We start from the raw sequence: 23,315 nt of genomic DNA, 5'->3' as shown, positions 1-23,315 counted from the left end.
CAAGTCGGGGACTCGGTATCGCCTGCCCCCGGATTTCATCCGGGCTACGTGAAGCTGGTCACCGGGTAGGGTGCGCTGTGCGCACCACCGGTTGCTGGCGTGATGCTGGAAAAGAATGGCGTGTGGATTTTTCGCCGTGTTTATATCCCTGCTTCATCGAAACCACTCGCAAGAAAGGACACCCATGGTCACCTGCTACCTGCGCTATATCGTCGATCCCTACAAACTCAAGGAATTCGAGCACTACGCCAAGCTGTGGATTCCGCTGGTAGCGCGCTTCGGCGGCACGCATCACGGTTACTTCCTGCCATCCGAGGGCGCCAACGACGTGGCCCTGGCACTGTTCAGCTTCCCCAGCCTGGCCGACTACGAGCGCTACCGTCAGGACTCGTTCGCCGATGCCGAGTGCCAGGCGGCGTTCAAATATGCCGAAGAGACGCGCTGCATCCTCAGCTACGAGCGCAGCTTCTTCCGGCCCGTATTCGAGTAGCGAGCAGGACTGTCTCGGACGGGCCTTTGCCGCCCTTGCAGGATTGGCAGCTGAACTAGACTTACAACTCCCTCCCTCACAGCCAGATAGCAGCGCATGAACATTCGTCAGAAGATGATCGCCAGCGGCGTACTGAGTGTGGCCGTCGCTGCGGGCCTGGGTGCGGTGGGTTTCTGGGGCCAGACCCAGCTCAATGGCGCGTTGGCGCAGAACGAGCTGAGCGTCACGGCGCTGCGCAACCACCTGGAAGGCGACATGATGCACGACGCGTTGCGCGCCGACGTACTGGCCGCCTTCAGCGTCGAGGCGGGCGACGCAGCGGCAGCCGAGCAGGTACGCAAGGATCTGCGCGAGCATGCCGACTGGTTCAAGCGTGCTCTGACGGCCAACGCCCAGTTGCCGCTACCTGCCGACATCCAGCAGGCCATTGCCCAGTCGCAACCGGCGCTCACTGCCTACATCGCCGAAGCCGAGCAGATCACCGAAGCGGCCCTGCGTGACGCGCAGGCCGCCAAGGCGGGAATGCCTGCGTTCATGCAGCGTTTCAGCGAGCTGGAAGCCAAGAACGAGGCGCTCAGCAGCCTGATTGAAGAGCAGGTGAGTGCTGCTCACCAGAGTGGTCAGACTGCCGTAAGCCAGGCCTCGATCTACCTGATCACCGGCATCGTGCTGGTCAGCCTGCTGCTCGGCCTGATCACCTGGAGCCTGATGCGCAGCGTGCTGGGGCCGCTGCAACGTTCCGTCGACGCCGCCCGCGCCATCGCCAGCGGCAACCTGCGCGGTCGCATCGACGTGGATCGACAGGACGAGGCCGGCCACTTGCTGCAGGCGCTGGCCGAGATGCAGGGCAATCTCGGCCGCATGATCAGCAGCATCAACCAGCACAGCGAGCAGTTGCAGCACACCGCGCGCACGCTGACCGGCACGGCCCAGCGCATTCTGCAGGACTCCACCCAGCAGGCGGACAGCGCCACGAGCATGGCCGCGGCCATGGAGCAGATGATCCAGAACATCGCCCAGGTGTCCACGCACGCTCATGACGCCAAAGGCATTTCCGCCCATTCCGGGCAACTGGCCGACAGCGGCGGCCAGGTCATACTTGGCGTGGTCGACGGCATGAACCGTATCGCCGAAGCGGTCACCTCGTCGTCCGAGACGATCACCGAGTTGGGGCGTTCATCCGAGGAAATCCATTCGATCATCCAGGTCATCAAGAGCATCGCCGAACAGACCAATCTGCTCGCCCTCAATGCCGCGATCGAGGCTGCACGCGCGGGGGAGGCCGGGCGTGGTTTCGCCGTGGTCGCCGACGAGGTGCGCAACCTGGCGGCCCGCACCGCGCACTCGACCCAGGAAATCACCGACATGATCGGGCGCATCCGCAGCAACACCCACCTGGCGGTGGACAGCATGCAGGCCGGCGTGACGCGGGTGAACGATGGTGTGGCCCTGGCGCACCAGGCCGGCGATTCGATCAATGAAATACGCGATGGCGCGCAACGCGCCGCCCAGGTGGTGGAGGAGATTTCCCACACCATCGGCGAGCAGAGCAACGCCAGCAGTGAGGTGGCGCAGCGTGTCGAGCAGATCGCGCAGATGGCTCAGCACAACGCCCAGGCGGTGAACGAACTGGCGCATTCGGCGGAGGAACTGGAGCGGGTGGCGCAGGGCATGCGCAACGCCGTCATGCAGTTCCAGGTCTGACGCACTGGTTCAGGCGGATTCCGCCAGCCGCTTCTCGCCCAGTTCCGCCTTGCAGTAATCGACGAACAACTGCGCCGGCTTGGTCAGTTGCGCGCGCTTGAGCCAGGCGGCGACCAGGCCGGAGCCGGTGACGTCCTCGGTGATGTTCACGCACACCACCTGCTTGCCGTCGTAGGTGGTGTTGCAGTGCGGGCGGGTGACCAGCACCGAGAAGCCGAAGCCCTGGCCGACCATACCGCGCACCATCTCGATGGAGGGCGAGCTGAACACGATGTTCGGCGACAGGCCCAGTTCCTCGAAGATGCTCACGAAGTAGTTCCGGCTCGGCAGCACGTCGAGCAGGATCATCGGGTCGAGCACCAGGTCGCGCAGCGACACCTGTGCCTGCGCGGCGAAGCGGTGGCCTTCGGGCAGCAGCGCATAGGGCCGTTGCGGCGGCATCAGTGGCTCGGTCTCGATGGTGCCGTCCAGGTCATGTTCGTAGAAGATCGCCAGGTCGAAGCGGCCGGCGGTCAGGCCCTGCACCAGCTCGTGCTGCTCGCCGTCGTGCAGACGGATTTCCACGCCCGGGTAGCGCTGGCGAAAGCCGGCGATCAGGCGTGGCAGGTAGAGCGGGGCGACCGTCTCGAAGCAGCCGATGTCGATTTGCCCAGCCACCACGTCGTTGTCGGCCAGGGCGTTCTGTTCGAACTCGTGCGCCATGCGCAGCAGCTCCTGCGCCTTGCGGTAGAAGCGCGCACCACTGGGGGTGAGCGAGACGCCCTGGGCGTGGTGGCGGATGAACAGCTGCACGCCGAAGCTCTCTTCCAGACCCTTGATTGCCGTGGAGATGGACGGCTGGGCGATGTACAGCTTGCGTGACGCCTCGGCGACGCTGCCGCACTCGACGGTGGTGACGAAATACTTGAGTTGACGCAGGGTGTAGGCAGCCACGCAAGGAACCTCGGACGATCTTCTTCTGGCACTCACCATACCCGCAGATCAGGGGCCGGTAGGCGAGCATCTTGTTTGCCAGTGGCCATATTTTTTCTGGCCCTGGGCGGGGAATGCCTTGCAAGAGTCGTACTCGGTGCGGTTCGCGAGTGTGTGCGTGTTGTGGTGGGCTGAAGCCCACCCTACAGCTCGCAGTGCGGGCTGAAATGGTGCGTGGTGTGGGGCTGTTGGGTGTGCTTCGCGTCAGGCGTGGCGCGGCTTGGCGGCGCGTCGTCGGGTATTTGCACAAGGAGTTGGCGGGCTGCACTGTCTTGGTGCGGGTGTGACCATCTTTTTCGTATGTCCCGGCGACATTTTTAATATTTTTCCTATTTTCGGGCTTGCGCCACCATCGGTTCCGCAATCGCCAAACGGCAGAAGGGGACAGTGGTGTACGAACTCAGCGACTGGCAGCAACGCGCCCGGCAGCAAGCCTTCATCGAACAGGCCATCATCGGTGGTCGCCGTGTGGCGGCGCAGTCCGGCGCCACCTTCGCGACCATCAACCCGGCCACCGGCCAGGTGCTGGCACAGGTTGCTGCCTGTGGCGAGGCCGAGGTCGAACTGGCCGTGAGCAGCGCCCGCCAGGCCTTCGAAGCCGGCGTCTGGTCGCAACGTACCCCCACCGAGCGCAAGCAGGTGCTGCTGCGCCTGGCCGAGCTGATCCTGGCCAATCGTGATGAGCTGGCACTGCTCGATTCGCTGAACATGGGCAAGCCGGTGATGGATGCCTGGAACATCGACGTGCCCGGCGCTGCTGGCGTATTCCGCTGGTACGCCGAGAGCCTCGACAAGCTCTACGACGAAGTTGCGCCCAGTGCACGCAACGTGCTCGCCACCATCACCCGCGAAGCGCTGGGCGTGGTCGCTGCCGTGGTGCCGTGGAATTTCCCGCTGGACATGGCCGCCTGGAAGCTGGCGCCGGCCCTGGCCGCCGGCAACTCGGTGGTGCTCAAGCCCGCCGAGCAGTCACCGTTCTCCGCCCTGCGCCTGGCCGAGCTGGCGCTGGAGGCCGGGCTGCCAGAGGGCGTGCTGAACGTGGTGCCGGGCCTCGGCGAGAGCGCCGGCAAGGCCCTTGGCCTGCATATGGACGTCGACTGCCTGGCCTTCACCGGCTCCACCGAGGTGGGCAAATACTTCATGGGTTATTCGGCGCAGTCCAACCTCAAGCAGGTGTGGCTGGAGTGCGGCGGCAAGAGCGCCAACCTGGTGTTCGCCGATTGCCAGGATCTCGACCTGGCCGCCGAGAAGGCCGCCTTCGGCATCTTCTTCAACCAGGGCGAGGTGTGCTCGGCCAACTCGCGCCTGCTGGTGCAGCGTTCGATCCACGATGAATTCGTCGAGCGCTTGCAGGCCAAGGCGCGCGACTGGCTGCCTGGCGATCCACTCGACCCGGCCAGTCGTGCCGGCGCCATCGTCGAAGCGCGGCAGACCGCACGCATCATGGATTTCATCAAGGATGCCCAGGCCGACGGCGCACGCCTGGTCTGCGGTGGTCAGCAACTGACCGTGGGCGGCTCGGGCAACTTTATTGCACCGACCATCTTCACCGGTGTGGCGCCGAACAGTCGCCTGGCCCGCGAGGAAGTCTTCGGTCCGGTGCTGGCGGTGCTGCCGTTCGACAGCGAGGCCGAGGCCGTGGCCCTGGCCAACGACAGCGTCTACGGCTTGGCCGCCTCGCTGTGGAGCGACGACCTCAATCGCGCCCACCGTGTTGCCCGTCGCCTCAAGGCCGGCACCGTGTCGGTCAACACCGTCGATGCGCTGGACGTCAGCACGCCGTTCGGTGGCGGCAAGCAATCCGGCTTTGGCCGCGACCTGTCGCTGCATTCGTTCGACAAGTACACGCAACTGAAGACCACCTGGTTCCAGCTGCGTCCGTAGGGGCGCCGCGCGCAGCGGATGATGCCCCGGTTCGTTGGGGGCGCTGTGCGCACCAGGCGGAGTTGATCAAATTATTAACGGTGCGCACGGCGCACCCTACACGCCACTGGCGGAGACCTTGCGATGACTGCCCGGAAACACACCACCCAGGAATACCAGGCACTGGATGCGGCGCACCATATCCATGCCTTCCTCGACCAGAAGGCGCTCAACGAGAAGGGCGCGCTGGTGATCGCCAAGGGCCAGGGCCTGAACCTCTGGGACACGGACGGCAAGCGTTATCTGGATGGCATGTCCGGCCTGTGGTGCACCGCGCTGGGCTATGGCCGCGCCGACCTCAACGCCGCCGCCAGCCGCCAGTTGGAGGAGCTGCCGTACTACAACCTGTTCTTCCACACCACACACCCGCGCGTGGTGGAGCTGTCCGAGCTGCTCTTCAGCCTGTTGCCCAAGCACTACAGCCACGCCATCTACACCAACTCCGGCTCCGAGGCCAACGAGGTGCTGATCCGCACCGTGCGCCGTTACTGGCAGGTGGTGGGCAAGCCGAGCAAGACCGTGATGATCGGCCGCTGGAACGGCTACCACGGCTCCACCCTGGGCAGCACCGCGCTCGGCGGCATGGGGTTCATGCATGAGATGGGTGGCATGCTGCCGGGCTTCGCCCACATTGGTGAGCCCTATTGGTTCGCCGAGGGCGGCGACCTTTCCGAAGAAGCCTTCGGCCTCAAGGCCGCCCGCGAGCTGGAAGCGAAGATCCTCGAACTGGGCGCCGAGAACGTCGCCGCCTTCGTTGCCGAACCCTTCCAGGGCGCCGGCGGCATGATCTTCCCACCGGCCAGCTACTGGGCCGAAGTGCAACGCATCTGCCGCCAGTACGACGTGCTGCTGTGCGCCGATGAAGTGATCGGCGGCTTCGGCCGTACCGGCGAGTGGTTCGCCCACCAGCACTTCGGCTTCCAGCCCGACACCCTGACCATCGCCAAGGGCCTGACCAGCGGCTATATCCCCATGGGCGGCCTGGTGCTCAGCGGTCGCATCGCCGACGCCCTGGTGCAGGAGGGCGGCGTGTTCGCCCACGGCCTGACCTACGCCGGCCACCCGGTGGCCGCCGCCGTGGCCATCGCCAACCTCACCGCGCTGCGCGACGAGAAGATCGTCGAAACGGTCAAGGCTGATACCGGGCCGTACCTGCAGAAATTGCTGCGCGAGACCTTCGAAAGTCACCCGCTGATCGGCGATATCCAGGGCACCGGCCTGGTCGCCGCCTTGCAGTTCGCCGAGGACAAGGCCACGCGCAAGCGCTTCGCCCACGAGAACGATATCGCCTGGCACTGCCGCACCGTCGGCTTCGACGAGGGCCTGATCATTCGCTCCACCCTCGGCCGGATGATCATGGCGCCGGCGCTGGTGGCTACGCATGCCGAGCTGGACGAACTGGTGGAGAAGACCAAGCGCGCGGTGGATCGCACCGGGCGTGAGCTGAATCTGCTGTAACAGGGCATCGATCACCCGTAGGAGCGGCTTTAGCCGCGAAATACCTTAATCGCGGCTAAAGCCGCTCCTACGAAAAGCCCCCGAAACCGCCCCGCAGAGGGCGGCGAAGAACCAGGCGCCGATCCAACGAGGTCAGCCCGTAAAAGTGTAATTCGGCCACTGGCCAATCCCTGCCCCACGCAAACCAATAACGAGCCAACAGGCTGTGGGAGTGCTTCATGAAATCGTCCTTGCACCACCGTATCGTCCGTTCCTTCGCCTGCACCGCCCTGGCTGCCGGCATGGCCGCCACCGCCCAGGCCGGCACCTTGTCCATCGGCCACACCACCTGGGTCGGCTACGGCACCCTGTACCTGGCCCGTGACCTCGGCTACTTCAAGGAAGCCGGCCTCGACCTGCAACTGACCACCATCGAGGAAGCCTCGATGTACATGGCCGCGCAGGCCTCGGGCAAGCTCTCCGGCTCGGCCTCGACCATCGACGAAATTCTCAAGTACCGCTCCAAGGACTTCTGCTTCAAGGCCGTGGCGGCGCTGGATGAATCCCACGGTGGCGACGGCATCGTGGTGCAGAACGACATCGCCGACATGCAGGGCCTCAAGGGTAAGTCCGTGGCGGTCAACGAAGGTTCGGTGTCGCAGTTCTGGCTCAGCTACCTGCTGAAGAAGGCCGGCATGAGCATGGCCGACATCGAAGTGCAGAACATGACTGCCGACGACGCCGCCTCGGCCTTCATCGCCGGCCACGTGCCGGCGGCGGTGACCTGGGAGCCGAATCTGACCATGGTCAAGCAGAAGGGCAGCGGCAAGGTGCTGGTCGACAGCAGCGCCACACCCGGCGTGATCGTCGACGTGGTGGCGCTGGATTGTGGCGTCATCGAGAAGCAGCCAGAAGACGTCAAGGCGCTGGTCGCCGGCCTGTACAAGGCGGTCGAGTACACCAAGCAGAACCCGGAGAAGGCCTACGAAATCATGGCCAAGGGCGTCGGTGGCTACCTGTCCAATCCCAAGGATCTGGCCGAGGCCGCCAAGGGCGTGAAGTTCTATGACCAGGCCATGAGCGAGAAGCTGCTCGGCACCCCCGGCAAGGCCGGCGACATCGCCGAGATCATCAAGCTGGCCAACGAGACCTGGAGCACCCTGCAGGGCAAGCCCTACGCGGTGAGCTACGAGGATCTGGTGGATACCTCTTTCGTCACGCCTTGAGCCACCTCTGATCTGTAGGAGCGGCTTTAGCCGCGAATTTCGCGGATGAATCCGCTCCTACAAGGGGCGCGACAACCCATACGGCCTGCCGGTTTTTTCAGAATTCGCAACACGAGGTGGTTCATGGCCACGCAAAAATCCTGGGTGCAGCGCTGCCTGACCCCCAAAGTCGACTTGCCCGGCGGCCTGGTGCTGGGCGCCAGCAGCCTGTGCTGGCTGCTGGTGCTGGGCCTGTGGGCCCTGCTGTCCTATGGCGGCGTGGTGCCGTCGATGTTCCTGCCGACGCCGGGCGATGTGATCGCCGCCGGCGTGCGTCTGGCCGGCGACGGCACCCTGAGCAAGCATGTGCTGGCCAGCCTGGAAGTGGTGCTGATCGGCTTCGTCGTGTCGTCGCTGGTGTCGGTGCCGCTGGGCCTGCTGATGGGCAGCTTTCGTATCGTCCAGGCCTTTCTCGAACCGCTGGTGAACTTCATCCGCTACCTGCCGGTGACCAGCTTCGTGCCGCTGTTCATCCTGTGGATCGGCATCGGCCTGGAACAGCGCGTGGCGGTGATCATCTTCGGCGTGTTCTTCCAGCAACTGGTGATGGTCGCCGACGTCTCCAAGGGCGTCTCGCGTGACCTGCTCAACGCCAGCTACACCCTCGGCGCCAGCCGCCGCGACGTGGTGCTGCACGTACTCGGTCCGGCCTCCTTGCCGGGCATCCTCGACACCCTGCGGGTGACCATGGGCTGGGCCTGGACGTATCTGGTGGTGGCTGAACTGGTCGCTGCCAGCAGCGGCCTTGGCTACATCAGCCTGAAGGCCATGCGCGGCTTCCAGGTGGATGTGATCTTCCTCGCCATTGCCATCATCGGCCTGCTCGGGCTGATCACCGATCAACTGTTCCGTCTGCTTCGACTGAGGATTGCCGCATGGGCGCAGTAGCCAAGAAACCCTACATCATGCCGGCGCTCAGCGAGTACGCCGAGGTCGCCGCGCGGCTCAAGGTGGACAACGTCAGCCTGCGCTACCAGTCGCCCAAGGGCGAAACCTTCACTGCGCTCGACCGCGTTTCCTTCGAAGTGCCGGATCAGCAGTTCGCGGTGATCGTCGGCCCTTCCGGCTGCGGCAAGTCGAGCCTGCTCTACCTCACCGCCGGCCTCAACGAACCCACCGAAGGCGAGATCTACGTCGGCGGGCAGAAGGTCGAAGGTCCTGGCGCCGACCGCGGCATGGTGTTCCAGGGCTACACCCTGTTCCCCTGGCTCACCGTGCGCCAGAACATCGAGTTCGGCCTCAAGCGACGCAAGCTGGAGGCCAGCGAGATTCGCACCATCGTCGAGTTCTACCTGAATGAGGTGGGCCTGGCGAAGTTCGCCGAGCATTACCCCAAGCAGCTTTCCGGCGGCATGATGCAGCGTGTGGCCATCGCCCGTGCGCTGGCCAACGACCCGCAGATTCTGCTGATGGACGAACCCTTCGGTGCCCTCGACAGCCAGACCCGTCTGCAGATGCAGCAACTGCTGCTGCAGGTGTGGGGCAACAGCAAGAAGACCGTGGTGTTCGTCACCCACGACATCGACGAAGCCATCCTGCTCGCCGACCGCATCTACGTGATGGGCGCGCGCCCGGGGCGCATCAAGGAAATCCTCGACGTGCCCATCGAACGCCCGCGCAACCTCGACGTGGTCATGGAGCCCGAGTTCATCCGCATGAAACGGCACATCCTCGGCCTGCTGCACGACGACCTGGAAGAGGTGCATTGAGGCTGCCGACCTGGATCGCATCCTGTGGCGGCCATTGCGTAGGGCGGGTGTAACCCGCGTTGCTCTCCTGGCCGCCCCTCGCGGGTTCCACCCGCCCTACTGAACAGCGTTGCAGGGAGGACGCAGAGCTCCGTTTTCCTCGCGCCAGCGGGGACTCAGTGCCCCCTTCGGAGGTTTCCATGACAGAAGACTCATACGATTACCTGATCGTCGGTGCCGGTTCGGCCGGCTGCGTGCTGGCCAACCGCCTGAGCGCCGACCCCGCCGTGCGCGTGTGCCTGATCGAGGCCGGCGGCAGCGATGCCAGCCCGCGTGTACAGATACCGGCCGGCACCATTACCCTGTACAAGAGCAAGGTATTCAGCTGGAACTACTTCTCCGCGCCGCAGAAGCACCTCGCCGGGCGCCGTCTGCATACCCCGCGCGGCAAGGCCCTCGGCGGTTCCAGCTCGATGAACAGCATGATCTACATCCGTGGCGATGCCAGCGACTACGACCGCTGGGAGGCCGCCGGCTGCCCTGGCTGGGGCTGGAATGACGTGCTGCCGTACTTCAAGAAATCCGAAGGCAACTGCCTGGGCCAGTCGCTGCACTACCACGGCACCCAGGGCGAATTGCTGGTGGACAAACCACGCGATCCCAACCCGCTGTCCGAGCGCTACATCCGCGCCGCCGAGCAGATCGGCCTCAAGCGCAACGACGACTTCAACGGCGGCAGCCTGGAAGGCGTCGGCCTCTACAACCTCACCCAGAAGAACGCCCGGCGCCTTTCCAGCTACCGCGCCTTCGTCGCCCCGGTGCGTAAACGCGACAACCTCGTCGTGCTCACCGGCTGCGAAGTGGAGCGCCTGCTGCTCGATGGCGAGCGCGTCACTGGCCTGGAGCTGCGCCAGAACGGCCAGTGGCGCACCCTGCAGTGCACCCGTGAAACCATCCTCTGCGCCGGCGCGCTGGGTTCGCCGCATATCCTGCTGAAATCCGGCATCGGTCCGAAGACCGAGCTGGAGGCGGCCGGCGTGGCCTGCAAGGTCGACCTGCCCGGCGTCGGCAAGAACCTGCAGGATCACATCGACGGCACCCTCACCGTGCGCTCGAAGAGCCCGCTGTCGCTGGGTTTTTCCGTCGGCGCGCTGCCGAAGATCATCGCCTCGCCGTTCAAGTACCTGGCGCAGAAGATGGGCTGGCTGACCACCAACTACGTCGAGGCCGGCGGCTTCGCCCGCACGCCGCTGGCTGGCGATCTGCCCGACGTGCAGATGCACTTCGTGCCCGGCTACCGCAGCCATCGCGGTCGCCTGTTCGAGTGGGGCCACGGCTACGCCATCCACACCTGCGTGCTGCGGCCGAAGAGCATCGGCGAAGTGCGCCTGGGCGAAGGCCGCAGCCTGAGCATCGACTTCAACTTCTTCAGCGACGAGCAGGACGCCCGCGTGCTGGTGGAAGGGGTCAAGCTGGCGCGGCGCATCCTCGCCCAGCCGCAGTTCGCCGATATCCGTGGCGCGGAGATGCTGCCCGGCCCGCAGGTACAGAGCGACGAGGAACTGCTGGCGCACCTGCGCGAGAAGGCTGCCACCGTGTTCCACCCGGTGGGCACCTGCAAGATGGGCAGCGACGACGCGGCAGTGGTCACGCCCGAGCTGAAGGTGCGCGGCGTGGCCAACCTGCGCGTGGCCGACGCTTCGATCATGCCGACGCTGATCAGCGGCAACACCAACGCGCCGTGCATCATGATCGGCGAGAAGGCGGCCGATCTGATCCGTCAGGGCTGAGCCCAGCTCAGGCTGTCTTGCGCTTGCCTGAAGACAGGCGCGAGACGCCCAGCAGCACCAGCGCCAGGCCGGCGATCTGGTACAGGGTGATGGCCTCGCCGAGCAGCACCCAGGCGGCGAACAGCGTCAGCACCGGGCCGAGGTTGCCGAACATGGCGGCATGGCTGGCGCCCATGCGCTGCACGGCCAGGGCCAGCCAGTAGATCGGCAGCACCGTCGACAGCAGCGCCATCAGCGCGCCGTACAGCCACACTTCGCCCGGCAGGCTCGCCAGTTGCGTCGGGTCACCGCTGATGGCGTAGTGGACCAGCACCATGATCGCCGAGGAACCGCCAGCCAGCCCCGCCAGGCGCATCGAGCCGACCCGGCGGATCACCACGCCGGTACCCAGGTAGTACAGGGCATAGGTCACCGCGCTGGCGAACACCCAGGCGGCGCCCAGCAGGATCTGCTCGCTGTCGCCTTCCACGCGGATGTCATGCACCAGGGCGATGCTCAGGCCCAGGTAACACAGACCAAGGGCGAGGAAGGTGCGCGGGCCGGGTCGCTCACCCATCGCCAGCATCTGCAACAGCAGCACCAGCGTTGGGTAGGTGAACAGGATCAGCCGCTCCAGCCCGGCGCTGATGTACTGCAGGCCGTAGAAGTCGAACAGGCTCGACAGGTAGTAACCGAGCATTCCCAGCAGCAGAACGTGCGCCCAGTCCTTCGCCGACAAGCGCGTTTGCCCGGTGCTCCGGCTCAGCCACAGCAGCCAGGCGAACAGCGGCAGCGCCAGGCCCATGCGCAGGCTCAGCACGGTGATGGCGTCCACCGGTGCGGCGGCATAGCTGAGTTTGACGAAGATGGCTTTCAGGCTGAAACCGGTGGCCGAGAGCACGGCGAACAGCACGCCGTTGTCCAGGCTGTGGCGGTACGAGGCGGTCATGGCATTCATGAGCAAGGCTACGACAGGGGAGTGAGCTGTTATTCTGGATGGAAAACAAATTGGCAAGAATCGCAATTTCACGAAGATAGCGTTCTGATTTGGAGAAGGCTCTATGCATTTCGACCTGCCCGACCTGCGCCTGATCGTGGCGATTGCCGCCACCGGCAGCCTGAGCAAGGCGGCGGCGACCTTTCCCGTCGCGGTGTCGGCGGCTAGCACCCGTCTGCGCCTGTTCGAGGAGCGCTGCGGGTTGACGCTGTTCGTGCGCAGCAGCGACGGCATGACTCCGACGCCGGCCGGGCGCCTGGTACTGGAAGCCTGCCAGGGCGTGCTGAGAGAGGCCCGTTTGCTCACCCAGACCGTCGAGGAACTCAAGGGCGAGCGGCGCATCACCCTGCGCCTGGGCGCGTCCACCGTGGCCAACAGCACCTTCCTGCCGGCGGCGCTCGGGCCTTTTCTGGCCGACTACCCGGAAGTGGATCTGCAACTGGCCGAGCAGGGCAGCAAGGCGGTGCTGAGGGCAGTGCGGGAGGGCGCCATCGATATCGGGGTGTACGACGGCAACCTGCCCACCGATGAACTCCTGTCGCTGCCGTTTCGCAACGACCGCCTGGTGATGCTGGTACCGCACGGGCATGCGCTGATCGGCCAGCGTGCGGCCTCGCTGCGTGATGCGCTCAACTACCCCTTCGTCTGCCTGCCGGCCGAACGCGCGATGCAGCGTTTCATCGAATACATGGCGGTGCGCAATGCCTTGCCGCTCAAGGTGCGGGTGCGTGCGCCGAGCTTCGACGCCATCGCCCAACTGGTGGCACAGAGCGTTGGCGTATCCATGCTGCCCGAGGTCGCCGCGACCCGCTTCGCCCAGGAACTGCCGGTAGCGGTGGTGATGCTCGAAGACGTCTGGGCCACCCGCGAATTGCGTCTGTGCGTGCGCAGCTGGGAGGCGCTGTCATCCCATGCGCGGCTACTGGTCAGCTACCTCTCGCCCGAGCGGTCATCCGGCGACAACCTGGGCACGTGACGTAGGAGCGGCTTCAGCCGCGAGAGAACCGCTCGCCGCTAAAGCGCCTCCCACGGTGTATTGCCTGACAGTCTGCGCTCTGGTGTTGATGCATGCAGTGTGGGAGGGGCTTTCGGCTCGGGCATTCCGCGTTGCGTTACCTCCTGTAGCCATCGACAAAGGATCGCCGCTGAAGCGGCTCCTACAGTGCGTGGTTGAACGGCTGCGCTCCGGTGTTGACGCTTGCAGTGTAGGAGCGGCTTCAGCCGCGATAGCCTCGCACCAGCACTCCCACCACATATCACTTGAAAAACTGGCTAGGTGTCAGGCCGAACTGCTTCTTGAACATGGTGGTGAAGGCGCTGGGGCTGTCGTAGCCCAGTTCCCCGGCGATGTCGATGATCTTCTCGCCCAGGGCGATGCGCTCCAGGGCCAGCAACAGGCGCGCCTGCTGGCGCCACTGGCCGAAGGTCATGCCGGTGCCTTTCTGAAACAGGCGCTGGATGGTCTTCTCGTCCAGGCACAGGCGGGTACTCCAGTCGGCCAGGGTGGAGGCGTCGCCGGGATCGTCCTGCAGCGTCGTGCAGATCGGCAGCAGGCGCGGGTCGGCTGGCTGCGGCAGGTGCAGCGGCAGGGTCGGCAGGATGCGCAGCTCATCGATGATCAAACGCATCACCCGCGCCTCGCGCGAGTCCTCGGCGTAGGGCTGGGTGATGTCCACGGCGGCGCGAATCAGCTCGCTCAATAGCGGCGAAATGGCCACGGCACGGCACTCGGCGGGCATGTCCGGCAGGCTGTCGGGGCGCACGAACATGCTGCGCATCTTCACGCTGCCGACGCAGCGGATCGCATGCACCTGGCCGCTCGGCATCCAGATGCCGCGGCTCGGCGGCACCGTCCACTGGTTCATCGCTGAAGTCACCACCATCACCCCGGAAATGGCGTAGATCAGCTGGTGCTTGTTGCGGTGCGAGTGCGGCTCGATGACGGCGTTGACCGGGTAATCGGTGGCGCTGCTGCTGACCAGCCAGGGCGATGCATCGATCTCGGCCAACAGTTTGTCAGGTAAGCGCATGGGGATGCCTTTTTTGCGAGGGTTGTTTCCCTATCTTCGTGAGACAGGCGATTGGGCGGAGCCTAGCATAGCGCCGTTCTTCACCTCGTTCGGAAGCTTCAAGCATGTCCAGCAGTCCTGCCGCTACCTCCCTGGCCGGTGCCTCGCCCGTCAGCCAGGCCAGCCCTCTGGTGATGCGCGTGATCGGCGCCTGCGCCCTGGCGCACCTGATCAATGACCTGATCCAGGCGGTGTTGCCCGCCATCTACCCGATGCTCAAGCTCAACTACGGCCTGAGCTTCGCCCAGATCGGCCTGATCACCCTGACCTTCCAGCTCACCGCCTCGCTGCTGCAGCCCTGGGTGGGCTATCACACCGACCGCCACCCCAAGCCCTGGCTGCTGCCGGCTGGCTCGTTGTGCACTCTGGTCGGCATTCTCATGTTGGCCTTCGTCGGCAGCTTCCCGGCGATCCTCCTTGCCTCGGCGCTGGTGGGCATCGGCTCCTCGACCTTCCACCCCGAGGCGTCGCGCATCGCTCGCCTGGCCTCGGGCGGGCGCTACGGTCTGGCGCAGTCCACCTTCCAGGTCGGCGGTAATGCCGGCACCGCCTTCGGCCCGCTGCTGGCGGCGGCGATCATCATTCCCTACGGCCAGGGCAACGTCGCCTGGTTCGGCCTGTTCGCCGCCTTCGCCATCGTCGTGCTGTACGGCCTGAGCCGCTGGTATCGCCACCACCTGACGCTGTTCAAGCTCAAGCAGGGCGGTGTGGCCACCCATGGCCTGTCGGCCGGGCGGGTGAAGTTCGCCCTGCTGATCCTGGCGCTGCTGGTGTTCTCCAAGTACTTCTACATGGCCAGCTTCACCAGCTACTTCACCTTCTTCCTGATCGAGAAGTTCGACCTGTCGGTGGCCAGCTCGCAGCTCTATCTGTTCCTGTTCCTCGGCGCGGTGGCGGCCGGCACCTTCTTCGGCGGGCCGATCGGCGACCGCATCGGGCGCAAGCAGGTGATCTGGTTCTCCATCCTCGGCGTGGCGCCGTTCTCCCTGCTGCTGCCGCAGGTCGACCTGTTCTGGACAGGCGTGCTGAGCATGGTGATCGGCTTCATCCTCGCCTCGGCATTCTCCGCCATCGTGGTCTTCGCTCAGGAGCTGATGCCGGGCAACGTCGGCATGATCGCCGGACTGTTCTTCGGCCTGATGTTCGGCTTCGGCGGCATCGGCGGGGCGCTGCTCGGTTACCTCGCGGACATTCACGGCATCGAGGAGGTGTTCCTGATCTGCTCCTTCCTGCCGCTGCTGGGCATCCTCACCGCGCTGTTGCCGTCGTTGAAGGCGCGTTAACCCACACGCCGCCACACGCTGGCCAGCCAGGGCTGCTGGTCACGTGGTAGGCCGGCGGGGCGGTAGTAGTGTTCCAGTTCGACGAAGCCGGCCGCTGTGAGCCGCGCGCGCCAGCGTTCGAGGTCGTGGTAGCTGCCATAGCGCGGGCCGCTCCAGCCCTCCTGGTTGTCGCCGCGCGGGTTGGAGCTGAACAGCACGCCGCCAGCCTTGAGCGCTGCATGCAGCTCGCCGAGTACGCGCGGTAGCTCCTGATCCGGCACATGGAACAGGCTGGCGTTGGCGAAAATGCCGTCGAAATGCCCGGCCGGCAGATCCAGTTCGAGAAAGCTCTGTTGCCACACCTCGCAGCCGCTGTCGGCGCGCGCCATGGCGACGAACTCGGCGCAGCCATCCAGGCCGACGGCTTCGTGACCAAGCCCGCTGAACGTGCGCAGGTCACGTCCCGGCCCGCAGCCGAAATCGAGGATGCGCCAGGGCTTCTCGCCTTCGATATGACGCAGCAGCGCGGCGATGTTCTGGCTCACGTCATGGTCGCGTGTGCCCTCGCGAAAGTCCTCGGCGCTGCTCTGGTAGTGGGCCAGGGTGAGGGCGCTGATCTGCGCGAGTTCGTCGGGGCTCAGGGGCATGGTGGGGTTCCGGTAAAAGAGCGCATTAAAACCGCTTGGTGATGTGCACGGCCAGGGGCGACATGCCATTTGGTCGGCAGCCAATGAACCCGCGTACCGCTTGCACAGTCCCATTTCCTGAGGGGCGTAGACCGGCTGGCTGTAGTCGGGCGCCCACAATCAAGGAGATAACGCGATGGTTACGCACTACAAAGTCTCTGGCCACCTCGCCTGTGGCTCTCATGGTGAAAAGCTGCCTGCCACCACCGAGTTGGCCAAGGTCAAATGCCGCAATTGCCGCAAGACCGAGGTCTTCACCGAAGCCCGCCGCAACGCCCGCAATGCCGCTCGACGTGCCGCCCGCCGCGAGAAGGCCGCGCGCGCCGTCAACGACTGGCGTACCTCCTGGGAGGCGCGCCTGACCGCCTTGCCAGGCCGCCAGCGTCTGCCCCGTGGTTTCGGCGACCAGGCATTCGTCTAGCCTGGTGATGATCGTGGGAGGGACTTCAGCGGCGACCCCGAGTCGCCCTGGTCGCTGATGAAGTGCCTCCCACGCTTCGCTTCTACGATTTCTCCACACGTCCTGGGGTTCGATCTGCGCAACAGGCTGTTCGGGCGTTTGCCCCGCAGCAGCGCTATGTCGTAGATTGGCCGGCTCACCTCGACCGGCACTGGCCGGTCATGCCTCGAGGTTTCTGCCGTGTCCGCTGCCCCTGTCTCCGTCTACCGTCTTCCCGGTTTCCTGCCGTTCCTTGCTGCACGCCTGATGGCGGTGTTCGCCATGCAGATCCAGGCCATCGTCGTCGCCTGGCAGGTCTACGACATCACCCGCGATCCGCTGTCGCTGGCCTATGTCGGCCTGGCCCAGTTCATCCCGATGCTGGTGCTGCTGATGCCGGCCGGCGACTTGATCGACCGCTTCGACCGCAAGCTGATCCTGATGCTCAGCTGGCTGGTGGAGGCTGTCTGTGCCGGGGCCTTGCTGTGGCTGTCGCAGAGCGAGGCACCAGTGACCTGGTACTACGGCGTGCTGGTTCTTTACGGCAGTGCACGGGCCTTCACCGGACCGGCGCTGTCGAGCCTGCTACCGCAGATCGTGCCGCGCGAGCGCCTGGCTGCGGCGATTGCCGCCAACAGCATGATCATGCGTGGTGCGACCATTTCCGGGCCGGTGATCGGTGGCGGCCTGTATGCCATCGGTGGTGGTGGGCTGACCTACTCGGCCTGCCTGGTTGGCTTTCTCGCTGGTGCCGCGCTGTTGCCGCTGGTGCCGGTGCACTACGCCGAGAAAATGCAGGCGCTGGAGTCCACCGCTTGGGCACGTTTTACCGCCGGGATCAGCTTCATTCGTTCGCGTCCGATCATCCTGGGCACCATCTCACTGGATCTGTTCGCCGTGCTGCTCGGCGGCGTAGTGGCGCTGCTGCCGATCTACGCCCAGGAAGTGCTGGAAGTCGGGCCGACGGGCCTCGGCCTGTTGCGCAGCGCCATGGCTATCGGCGAGGTGTCCGTTGGCCTGTACCTGAGCATGAAACCGTTCAACCGCCATGTCGGCCTGGTGATGTTCGGCGCGGTGGCGCTGTTTGGTGTGGCCAACCTGGTGTTCGCCTTGTCCAGCCTGTTCTGGCTGTCGTTCGCTGCACTGATGGTGGCGGGCGGCGCGGATATGGTGAGCATGTACATCCGCTCATCCTTGGTGCAATTCTCCACGCCGGACGCCATGCGTGGCCGGGTCAACGCAGTGAACATGCTGTTCATCGGTTCCTCCAACGAGCTGGGCGAATTCCGCGCCGGCACCAGCGCCGCCTGGTTCGGCGTGGTGCCGGCGGCGTTGCTGGGTTGCGCCTGTACGCTGCTAGTGACCGGCGGCTGGATGCTCGGCTTCAAGAGCCTGCGCAAGGTCGACCGCTTCGAGGATGCTTCGCCGAGCAAGGTGGGCTAGCGAGAGTAGGCACCGGGGCAGGAGTGGTTTGGTCACTAACGCGGGTGTCAGGTTTCGCGGCTGAAGCCGCTCCTACGGAACCTGCCTTGTTCCGTAGGGTGCGCCGTGCGCACCGCGCCGGGTGATGATCCTGACTACCCCAACCGCAACAGCGGCCGCAGCTTCAAACCAAGCACGGTGCCGACCAGGCAGAACAGGCCGAACAACCAGCCCGACGCCGCGCCGGCCATCACCCCGGACAACAACGTACCCACGGTGCAGCCCAGGGCCAGCAGGCTGCCCCAGCCCAGTAGCACGCCGCCGAGCAGGCCGCGTAGCCAGTCACGTGGCGCACCGCCGCTGGGGCGGAAATCGCCTGCGGCCAGGGCGCTGGCCCAGGCCGCGATCACCAGGCCAATCACGAACAATCCGTTGTTCGACAGCAGGGTTTCCTTGACCACCGTGGCACACCCGGAAAAACCGTCGAGTCCTTCCAGGCGTTCGGGTAGCCAGCCCAGGCTATCGGCGCTGGTGCGCGCCAGGCTACCCAGCTCGGCCGTCACCCCCAGCGGTGCGATGCGGAAATAGGCCAGCACCGCCAACCCGCCGATCAGCACGCCGCCGACCCAGGTCGGCCAACGCGCGCCAAACAGCAGCGACCACAGTCCCTGGGGTTCGACTGACGTGCCCGCCTGGCGATAACGCAGCAGCCAGGCGGCAAGCGCGCCAAGCAGGATCAGTTGCAAGAGCAGCGAGCCGCCGTAACCGAGCTTGCCCGGCAGCCAGAGCACGGGGGCTTCCTGCAGGGCGGCCAGGTACAGCGGGTTCCAGCTGAGAAAACCGAGAGCGAAACCGAGCAGTGCACCGGCCAGCGTTGCCAGTGAGGCGAAGTGGCCTTCGCCGAGGCGATACAGGTGCGCGCTGATGCACGAGCCGGAGATCGCCATGCCGAGGCCGAACACCGTGGCGGCCAGCGCCAACACCCAGCTCAGCGGGCCGATATGAGCATCCGGTGGCAGGCGCCCACCGCTGGGATCGGGCAGGAAGGCGCCGAACACCGTGTGATAACCAATGGTGCCTACCGCCAGAGCGGCGAGCAGACCGAGCAGGCCATCCGGTATGCGGCGTTCGACGAAGTCGCGGGTGACGCAGAAGAAGCAGAAGCGTGAGCGTTGTAACAACAGGCCGAACAAGGCGCCGCTGGCCAGCGAATAGCTGAGGGCGCGGCCCTGGTTGCTGCCATCGGAAAGTTGCCAGATGAAGGTGAGCAGGGCGAGGGCAAGAAGGCCGGCCAAAGTGATAGGCAGCGCTGCGCGATTGGAAGAAATACTGGCGGTCATGGGTTGTCCTTTCCGACCGTGATGACGAAAGCGGCCCTGGGCGTCAGGCCAGCGCCGTGTCTTGCGTGACTGACGCTTGCTCGGTAGGAGCGGCTTCAGCCGCGAAATTCGCGGATAAATCCGCTCCTACAGAACAGCCTCAAGGTAGGGTGCGCCGTGCGCACCGCAGTGCCAGCGCTGCCGTCATTGGTGCGCGCGGCCTAGGCAACCCCGCGACACCCTACAAAAGCCATCCGTGCAAGGCGGCAGTCTTAGAGGGTTTACTTGCCGCCCCAGACGGTGCCCGCCACGTTCACCACCGGCACGCCTACGGCATTGCCGTACTCGGTCCAGGAGCCGTCGTAGTTGCGCACGTCGTAGCCGAGGATTTTCTTCAGGGCGAACCAGGTGTGGCTGGAGCGCTCGCCGATGCGGCAGTAGGTGATGATCGGCTTGCTGCCATCGATACCTACTGCGCCGTAGACCTTCTTCAGCTCCTCAGCCGATTTGAAGGTGCCGTCGGCGGCTACCGCCTGGCCCCAGGGCACGTTCACCGCGCCGGGCACGTGGCCGGCACGTACGGCCAGCTCCTGCACGCCCTGCGGGGCGAAGACCTTGCCGTTGTATTCATCCGGCGAACGGATATCCACCAACTGCACGTCGCTGCGTTTCTCGGCGGCGGCGAGTACGTCCGGGAGGAAGGCGCGCAGATCCTTGTTGGCGGCCTGCACCGTTACGTTACCGGCTTTCGGCGTGCTGGCGCGGCTGTCCAGGGTGCGGCCTTCGGCCTCCCATTTGGCGCGACCACCATCGAGCAGCTTGACGTTATCGACGCCGTACACGTCGAACACCCAGGCGCCCCAGGCGGCGAACCAGTTGTTGTTGTCGCCGTAGAGAATGGTGGTGCTGTCGTCATTCACCCCGGCCTTGCGCAGCAGTTGCTGGAAGGCCTCCTGGCTGGCGATGTCACGGCGTACCGGGTCGACCAGATCGCTGTGCCAGGCGAAATTCACCGCACCGGGGATATGCCCGCGTTCATAGACGCCGGGCACCACACTGACTTCGATGATGCGTACCTTGGGGTCTTTCAGGTTCTTTTCCAGCCAGTCGGTGCTGACCAGGTATTCGCTGGCGGCATGCGCCGTGACCGTTTGCAGCAGAGTGGCGGCGGCCAGCAGGCTGGCACCGAGAAGGGTCTTGATCGTCATGGTTGCGACCTCTTGAGAGTTGGCAGTTGTGCGGCGGAGCCGCCTTCATCGCTGTGGAACGTCGTGATGTCCTTGCATGGTTCCTGTGGCGTTAACCTCCTTGTCAGCTGTAGAGCGACGGTTGCGGGCCCTGGCTGCTGAGCAGCCAGTGCCCGAGGTCGCGCACCTTGTAGTCGATGGGATCGTGCAGGCTGTGCACGCGCACGTTGCGCCAGAAACGGTCGAAGCCGTAGCGCGAACTGGTGGCGCGGGCGCCCATGGTTTCGAAGATCTGGCTGGTGATATCGAGGGCGGCGCGCACCGCCACCACCTTGGCCTCGCTGATGGCCAGCGCCACTTCGGCGCGTTCGGCGGCGGTCAGTGCCGGTTTTTCCCAGGCTGTTTGCAGGCGCTGGGCGGCGTGTTCGGCCAGGGGCAGGGCGCTGCGGTAGCGCAGCCACAGCTCGCCGTAGCGCTGCTGGATGAATGGATCGTCGCTGGCATTGGCCACGCCCGATGCTGGCCAGGCGCGGCTCTGTTCGCGGGTGTAACGCAGCGCTGCGTCCAGCGCGCCCTGGGCGTTACCCAGGTAGAGCTGGGTGAGGATCAGTTGCGACAGGCAGGCGCGCAGGGTGGTGCGTGGGCTGGGGCCGACCGGGCCGAGCAGCTCGCTGGCGTCGACGAATACCTGCTCGAACTGCACCGTGCCGCTGTCGGTCTGGCGTTGGCCGAAACCATCCCAGTCGCTGTTCACCGCCAGCCCTTCGCGTTGGCTGGGCAGGACGATGAATACACGGTCTTCCGGCTTCTTGCTGCGCTGCACGCCGATCACCAGCGCGTCTGCGCCAAGCGCACCGGAGCAGAACGACTTGCTGCCATTGAGCTCGTAATGTTCCTCGCGCGGGGCGAGCGTCAGGCCGTTGTCGCGACCGTTGGTGGCGTTGCCCCAGAACCAGCGCTCCTGCACCGTGCGCGTCAACCAGTGGCGCTGCTGATCGGGGTTGCCGAACAGCAGGAGGGTGGCCACTTGCAGGTGCTGAAAGGCGAAAAGGTGGGCCAGCGAGCTGTCCACCGCCGCCAGGTAACGGGTGATGCGGTAGATCTCCGGCCAGGCCACGCCCTGGCCACCGTACTGCTGCGGCACGGCCAGGGTCAGCAGGCCGCTGTCGCGCAGCAGTTCGCGCTCGGCCTGCGGGCTGCCGCCTGTCCTGTCCCGTTCCACCGCGCTGGCCGCCAGGCGCCTGGCCAGGCGCTCGACCTTGGCCGTGCGGCTGCCGAAGTCCACGGGGAACAGGTGCGCGGCGAACAGCGGTTCGTCGCGCAGGCTGGGATGCAGGCGGGCCTCAAGGCTCATTGCGGGCTCCAGATACTCACTTCGCGTGCATCCACCGAGGTTGGCAGCAGGCTGGCGCCGTAGAAGGCATCGGCGATCTTCTGCTGCTCGGCGAGGCTGTCCGGCTGTACCAGGCGCACCTGATAGCTGCGTTTGGCGTTGGCCTTCTCGACGATGGCCGGGTCGAGATTGCCCCACAGCGGGCCGAGGATTTCAGCGGCCTGGCGCGGGTTGGCGCGCAGCCAGTCGCCGGTCTTCACCAGCTCGGCGAACACGGTCTGCAGCACTTGCGGGTGGCTTTTGGCGAAGGTGGCGCTGGTCAGGTAGTAACGCTGGTAGTCGGCCAGGCCCTTGCCGTCGGCAAGGATGCGGGTTGGCAACTGTTGTTGGGCGCCGCTGAGGAAGGGCTCCCAGGTGACCCAGGCGTCTACCTTGCGGTTTTCGAAGGCGGCGCGGCCGTCGGCCGGGGTCAGGTAGGCGGGTTCGATGTCGCTGAACTTCAGGCCAGCCTTGTTCAGCGCGGCGATCAGCAGGTAGTGCACGCCGGCTGCCTTGGTCACGGCAACTTTCTTGCCCTTGAGGTCGGCCAGGGCTTTGATCGGCGAATCCTCGCGCACGATGATCGCCTGGGCGCTGGGGGAGGGCGCTTCCTGGGCGAAATAGGCGAGGTCGGCGCCGGCGGCCTGGGCGAACACCGGCACGGTGTCGGCGACATCGGCGGACAGGTCGATGTTGCCGACGTTGAGTGCCTCCAGCAGCGGCTGGCCGTTGGGGAATTCGTGCCAGCTGACGGTGATGTCCTGATTGGCCAGGGCTTTTTCCAGGGTGCCCTGGCTCTTCAGCAGGCTGATCAGCGTGGAGGACTTCTGGTAGCCGATGCGCAGTTGCTCGGCAGCCTCGGTGAACGGAGCGACGAGCAGGCCGATGGCAAGAGAGGCGGCGATCAGTGTGCTGCGCTTGGAATGGGTCTTGGACATGGCGGCTCTCTATACGAACACGTGCCGGCCATGGGGTGCGGCGGATCACGCGTACTTCAGTGTTGGGGGAAAGAAGTCCGGTGATCCGGTGGAGAGAAGCTAGACGATCTAAAAAATAGCCAACAAATAATTTTTAGGAATTAGCTTAGGCATCGACCGCGCGTAGGGCGGTCTCGCGAGCGCAGCGAGCAGCCCGCCGCTCTGTGGTACTGCGCATATCTGACGGTGTACTGCTTCCGAGTGGCCGGTGTCCCGGTACGCCCTACGACGCCGCAGGGGGGCCGTGTTCGGGCTGGCCGAGCAAGCCGTCAGGAGTGGCTCGCAGGATTCGCGGATGAATCCGCTCCTACGAACCGAGTTGCACCGGGATCGGACT

20 protein-coding genes and 1 pseudogene are annotated in these 23,315 nt (G+C 65.4%); 13 read left to right on the top strand and 8 right to left on the bottom strand.

Annotated features, from left to right (window positions below; translation table 11 throughout):
* Positions 1 to 184: 184 nt before the first annotated feature.
* The 3 genes and pseudogenes from HS968_RS24450 to HS968_RS26850 all read left to right on the top strand — a co-directional run bounded on the left by HS968_RS24450 (position 185) and on the right by HS968_RS26850 (position 2,194).
* The gene (locus tag HS968_RS24450) at positions 185 to 490 is read left to right on the top strand and encodes an NIPSNAP family protein (protein ID WP_182369077.1); all 306 of its coding nucleotides are present in this window, start codon (positions 185 to 187) and stop codon (positions 488 to 490) included.
* A 96-nt stretch (positions 491 to 586) separates the two neighbouring features.
* Positions 587 to 1,285 (top strand): annotated as a pseudogene (locus tag HS968_RS26855) (methyl-accepting chemotaxis protein); the annotation flags it as partial.
* Positions 1,286 to 1,330: 45 nt separating this feature from the next.
* A complete protein-coding gene (locus tag HS968_RS26850) occupies positions 1,331 to 2,194 on the top strand; it encodes a methyl-accepting chemotaxis protein (protein WP_407681670.1) in 864 nt (287 codons plus the stop codon).
* 9 nt (positions 2,195 to 2,203) lie between these two features.
* Here the strand turns inward: HS968_RS26850 and HS968_RS24440 are convergent, their stop codons facing one another.
* Complete coding sequence (locus HS968_RS24440) at positions 2,204 to 3,127, bottom strand: LysR family transcriptional regulator (RefSeq protein ID WP_119694035.1); 924 nt, start codon at positions 3,125 to 3,127, stop codon at positions 2,204 to 2,206.
* Positions 3,128 to 3,556: 429 nt separating this feature from the next.
* Between HS968_RS24440 and HS968_RS24435 the strand changes: the two genes are divergently transcribed.
* The 6 genes from HS968_RS24435 (at position 3,557) to HS968_RS24410 (ending at position 11,269) form a co-directional block, all read left to right on the top strand.
* The gene (locus HS968_RS24435) at positions 3,557 to 5,050 is read left to right on the top strand and encodes an aldehyde dehydrogenase (RefSeq protein WP_182369075.1); all 1,494 of its coding nucleotides are present in this window, start codon (positions 3,557 to 3,559) and stop codon (positions 5,048 to 5,050) included.
* Positions 5,051 to 5,173: 123 nt separating this feature from the next.
* On the top strand, positions 5,174 to 6,547 hold the full coding sequence (locus tag HS968_RS24430) for an aspartate aminotransferase family protein (RefSeq protein ID WP_182369073.1): 1,374 nt from the start codon (positions 5,174 to 5,176) through the stop codon (positions 6,545 to 6,547).
* Between the two features lie 218 nt (positions 6,548 to 6,765).
* On the top strand, positions 6,766 to 7,752 hold the full coding sequence (locus tag HS968_RS24425; RefSeq protein WP_182369071.1) for an ABC transporter substrate-binding protein: 987 nt from the start codon (positions 6,766 to 6,768) through the stop codon (positions 7,750 to 7,752).
* Between the two features lie 123 nt (positions 7,753 to 7,875).
* A complete protein-coding gene (locus HS968_RS24420) occupies positions 7,876 to 8,679 on the top strand; it encodes an ABC transporter permease (RefSeq protein WP_182369070.1) in 804 nt (267 codons plus the stop codon).
* Entirely contained in the window at positions 8,667 to 9,500 is an 834-nt protein-coding gene (locus tag HS968_RS24415) for an ABC transporter ATP-binding protein (protein ID WP_182369068.1), read from the top strand. Before HS968_RS24420 ends, HS968_RS24415 begins: the two co-directional genes overlap by 13 nt.
* 179 nt (positions 9,501 to 9,679) lie before the next feature.
* The gene (locus HS968_RS24410) at positions 9,680 to 11,269 is read left to right on the top strand and encodes a GMC family oxidoreductase (RefSeq protein WP_182369066.1); all 1,590 of its coding nucleotides are present in this window, start codon (positions 9,680 to 9,682) and stop codon (positions 11,267 to 11,269) included.
* Positions 11,270 to 11,276: 7 nt separating this feature from the next.
* Here HS968_RS24410 and HS968_RS24405 read toward each other — a convergent pair whose 3' ends face one another.
* Positions 11,277 to 12,206, bottom strand: coding sequence for a DMT family transporter (locus HS968_RS24405; RefSeq protein ID WP_182369064.1), 930 nt, complete (start codon positions 12,204 to 12,206; stop codon positions 11,277 to 11,279).
* Positions 12,207 to 12,309: 103 nt separating this feature from the next.
* On the opposite strand from HS968_RS24405, the gene HS968_RS24400 reads away from it, so the two are divergent.
* Entirely contained in the window at positions 12,310 to 13,221 is a 912-nt protein-coding gene (locus HS968_RS24400) for a LysR family transcriptional regulator (RefSeq protein WP_182369062.1), read from the top strand.
* Between the two features lie 280 nt (positions 13,222 to 13,501).
* Here the strand turns inward: HS968_RS24400 and HS968_RS24395 are convergent, their stop codons facing one another.
* Entirely contained in the window at positions 13,502 to 14,275 is a 774-nt protein-coding gene (locus HS968_RS24395) for an AraC family transcriptional regulator (protein WP_182369060.1), read from the bottom strand.
* A 104-nt stretch (positions 14,276 to 14,379) separates the two neighbouring features.
* On the opposite strand from HS968_RS24395, the gene HS968_RS24390 reads away from it, so the two are divergent.
* On the top strand, positions 14,380 to 15,597 hold the full coding sequence (locus HS968_RS24390) for an MFS transporter (protein ID WP_182369058.1): 1,218 nt from the start codon (positions 14,380 to 14,382) through the stop codon (positions 15,595 to 15,597).
* On the opposite strand, the gene HS968_RS24385 is transcribed toward HS968_RS24390, so the two are convergent.
* Positions 15,594 to 16,223 carry a class I SAM-dependent methyltransferase gene (locus HS968_RS24385; protein WP_182369056.1) on the bottom strand — a complete coding sequence of 210 codons (630 nt, stop codon included), beginning with the start codon at positions 16,221 to 16,223 and terminating at the stop codon, positions 15,594 to 15,596. The genes HS968_RS24390 and HS968_RS24385 overlap by 4 nt on opposite strands.
* 175 nt (positions 16,224 to 16,398) lie before the next feature.
* On the opposite strand from HS968_RS24385, the gene HS968_RS24380 reads away from it, so the two are divergent.
* Positions 16,399 to 16,683, top strand: coding sequence for a hypothetical protein (locus tag HS968_RS24380; RefSeq protein WP_119694047.1), 285 nt, complete (start codon positions 16,399 to 16,401; stop codon positions 16,681 to 16,683).
* Between the two features lie 219 nt (positions 16,684 to 16,902).
* A complete protein-coding gene (locus HS968_RS24375; RefSeq protein WP_182369054.1) occupies positions 16,903 to 18,144 on the top strand; it encodes an MFS transporter in 1,242 nt (413 codons plus the stop codon).
* 134 nt (positions 18,145 to 18,278) lie between these two features.
* On the opposite strand, the gene HS968_RS24370 is transcribed toward HS968_RS24375, so the two are convergent.
* The 4 genes from HS968_RS24370 to HS968_RS24355 form a co-directional block, all read right to left on the bottom strand.
* A complete protein-coding gene (locus HS968_RS24370) occupies positions 18,279 to 19,463 on the bottom strand; it encodes a YeeE/YedE thiosulfate transporter family protein (RefSeq protein ID WP_119694049.1) in 1,185 nt (394 codons plus the stop codon).
* A gap of 260 nt (positions 19,464 to 19,723) precedes the next feature.
* Positions 19,724 to 20,650, bottom strand: a complete 927-nt coding sequence (locus HS968_RS24365; protein ID WP_119694050.1) for a sulfurtransferase — start codon at positions 20,648 to 20,650, stop codon at positions 19,724 to 19,726.
* 103 nt (positions 20,651 to 20,753) lie between these two features.
* Positions 20,754 to 21,983: an acyl-CoA dehydrogenase family protein gene (locus HS968_RS24360; protein WP_182369051.1), complete on the bottom strand. Its 1,230-nt coding sequence runs from the start codon at positions 21,981 to 21,983 to the stop codon at positions 20,754 to 20,756.
* Positions 21,980 to 22,939 carry an aliphatic sulfonate ABC transporter substrate-binding protein gene (locus tag HS968_RS24355; protein WP_182369049.1) on the bottom strand — a complete coding sequence of 320 codons (960 nt, stop codon included), beginning with the start codon at positions 22,937 to 22,939 and terminating at the stop codon, positions 21,980 to 21,982. The genes HS968_RS24360 and HS968_RS24355 overlap by 4 nt, the downstream gene beginning before the upstream one ends.
* Between the last annotated feature and the right edge of the window lie 376 nt (positions 22,940 to 23,315).

This window comes from Pseudomonas berkeleyensis (genome assembly GCF_014109765.1).
In the GTDB taxonomy this organism is placed as follows: domain Bacteria; phylum Pseudomonadota; class Gammaproteobacteria; order Pseudomonadales; family Pseudomonadaceae; genus Aquipseudomonas; species Aquipseudomonas berkeleyensis.
Note: the sequence above shows the minus strand (reverse complement) of the source record. Positions and strands in the feature narration are given on the sequence as shown.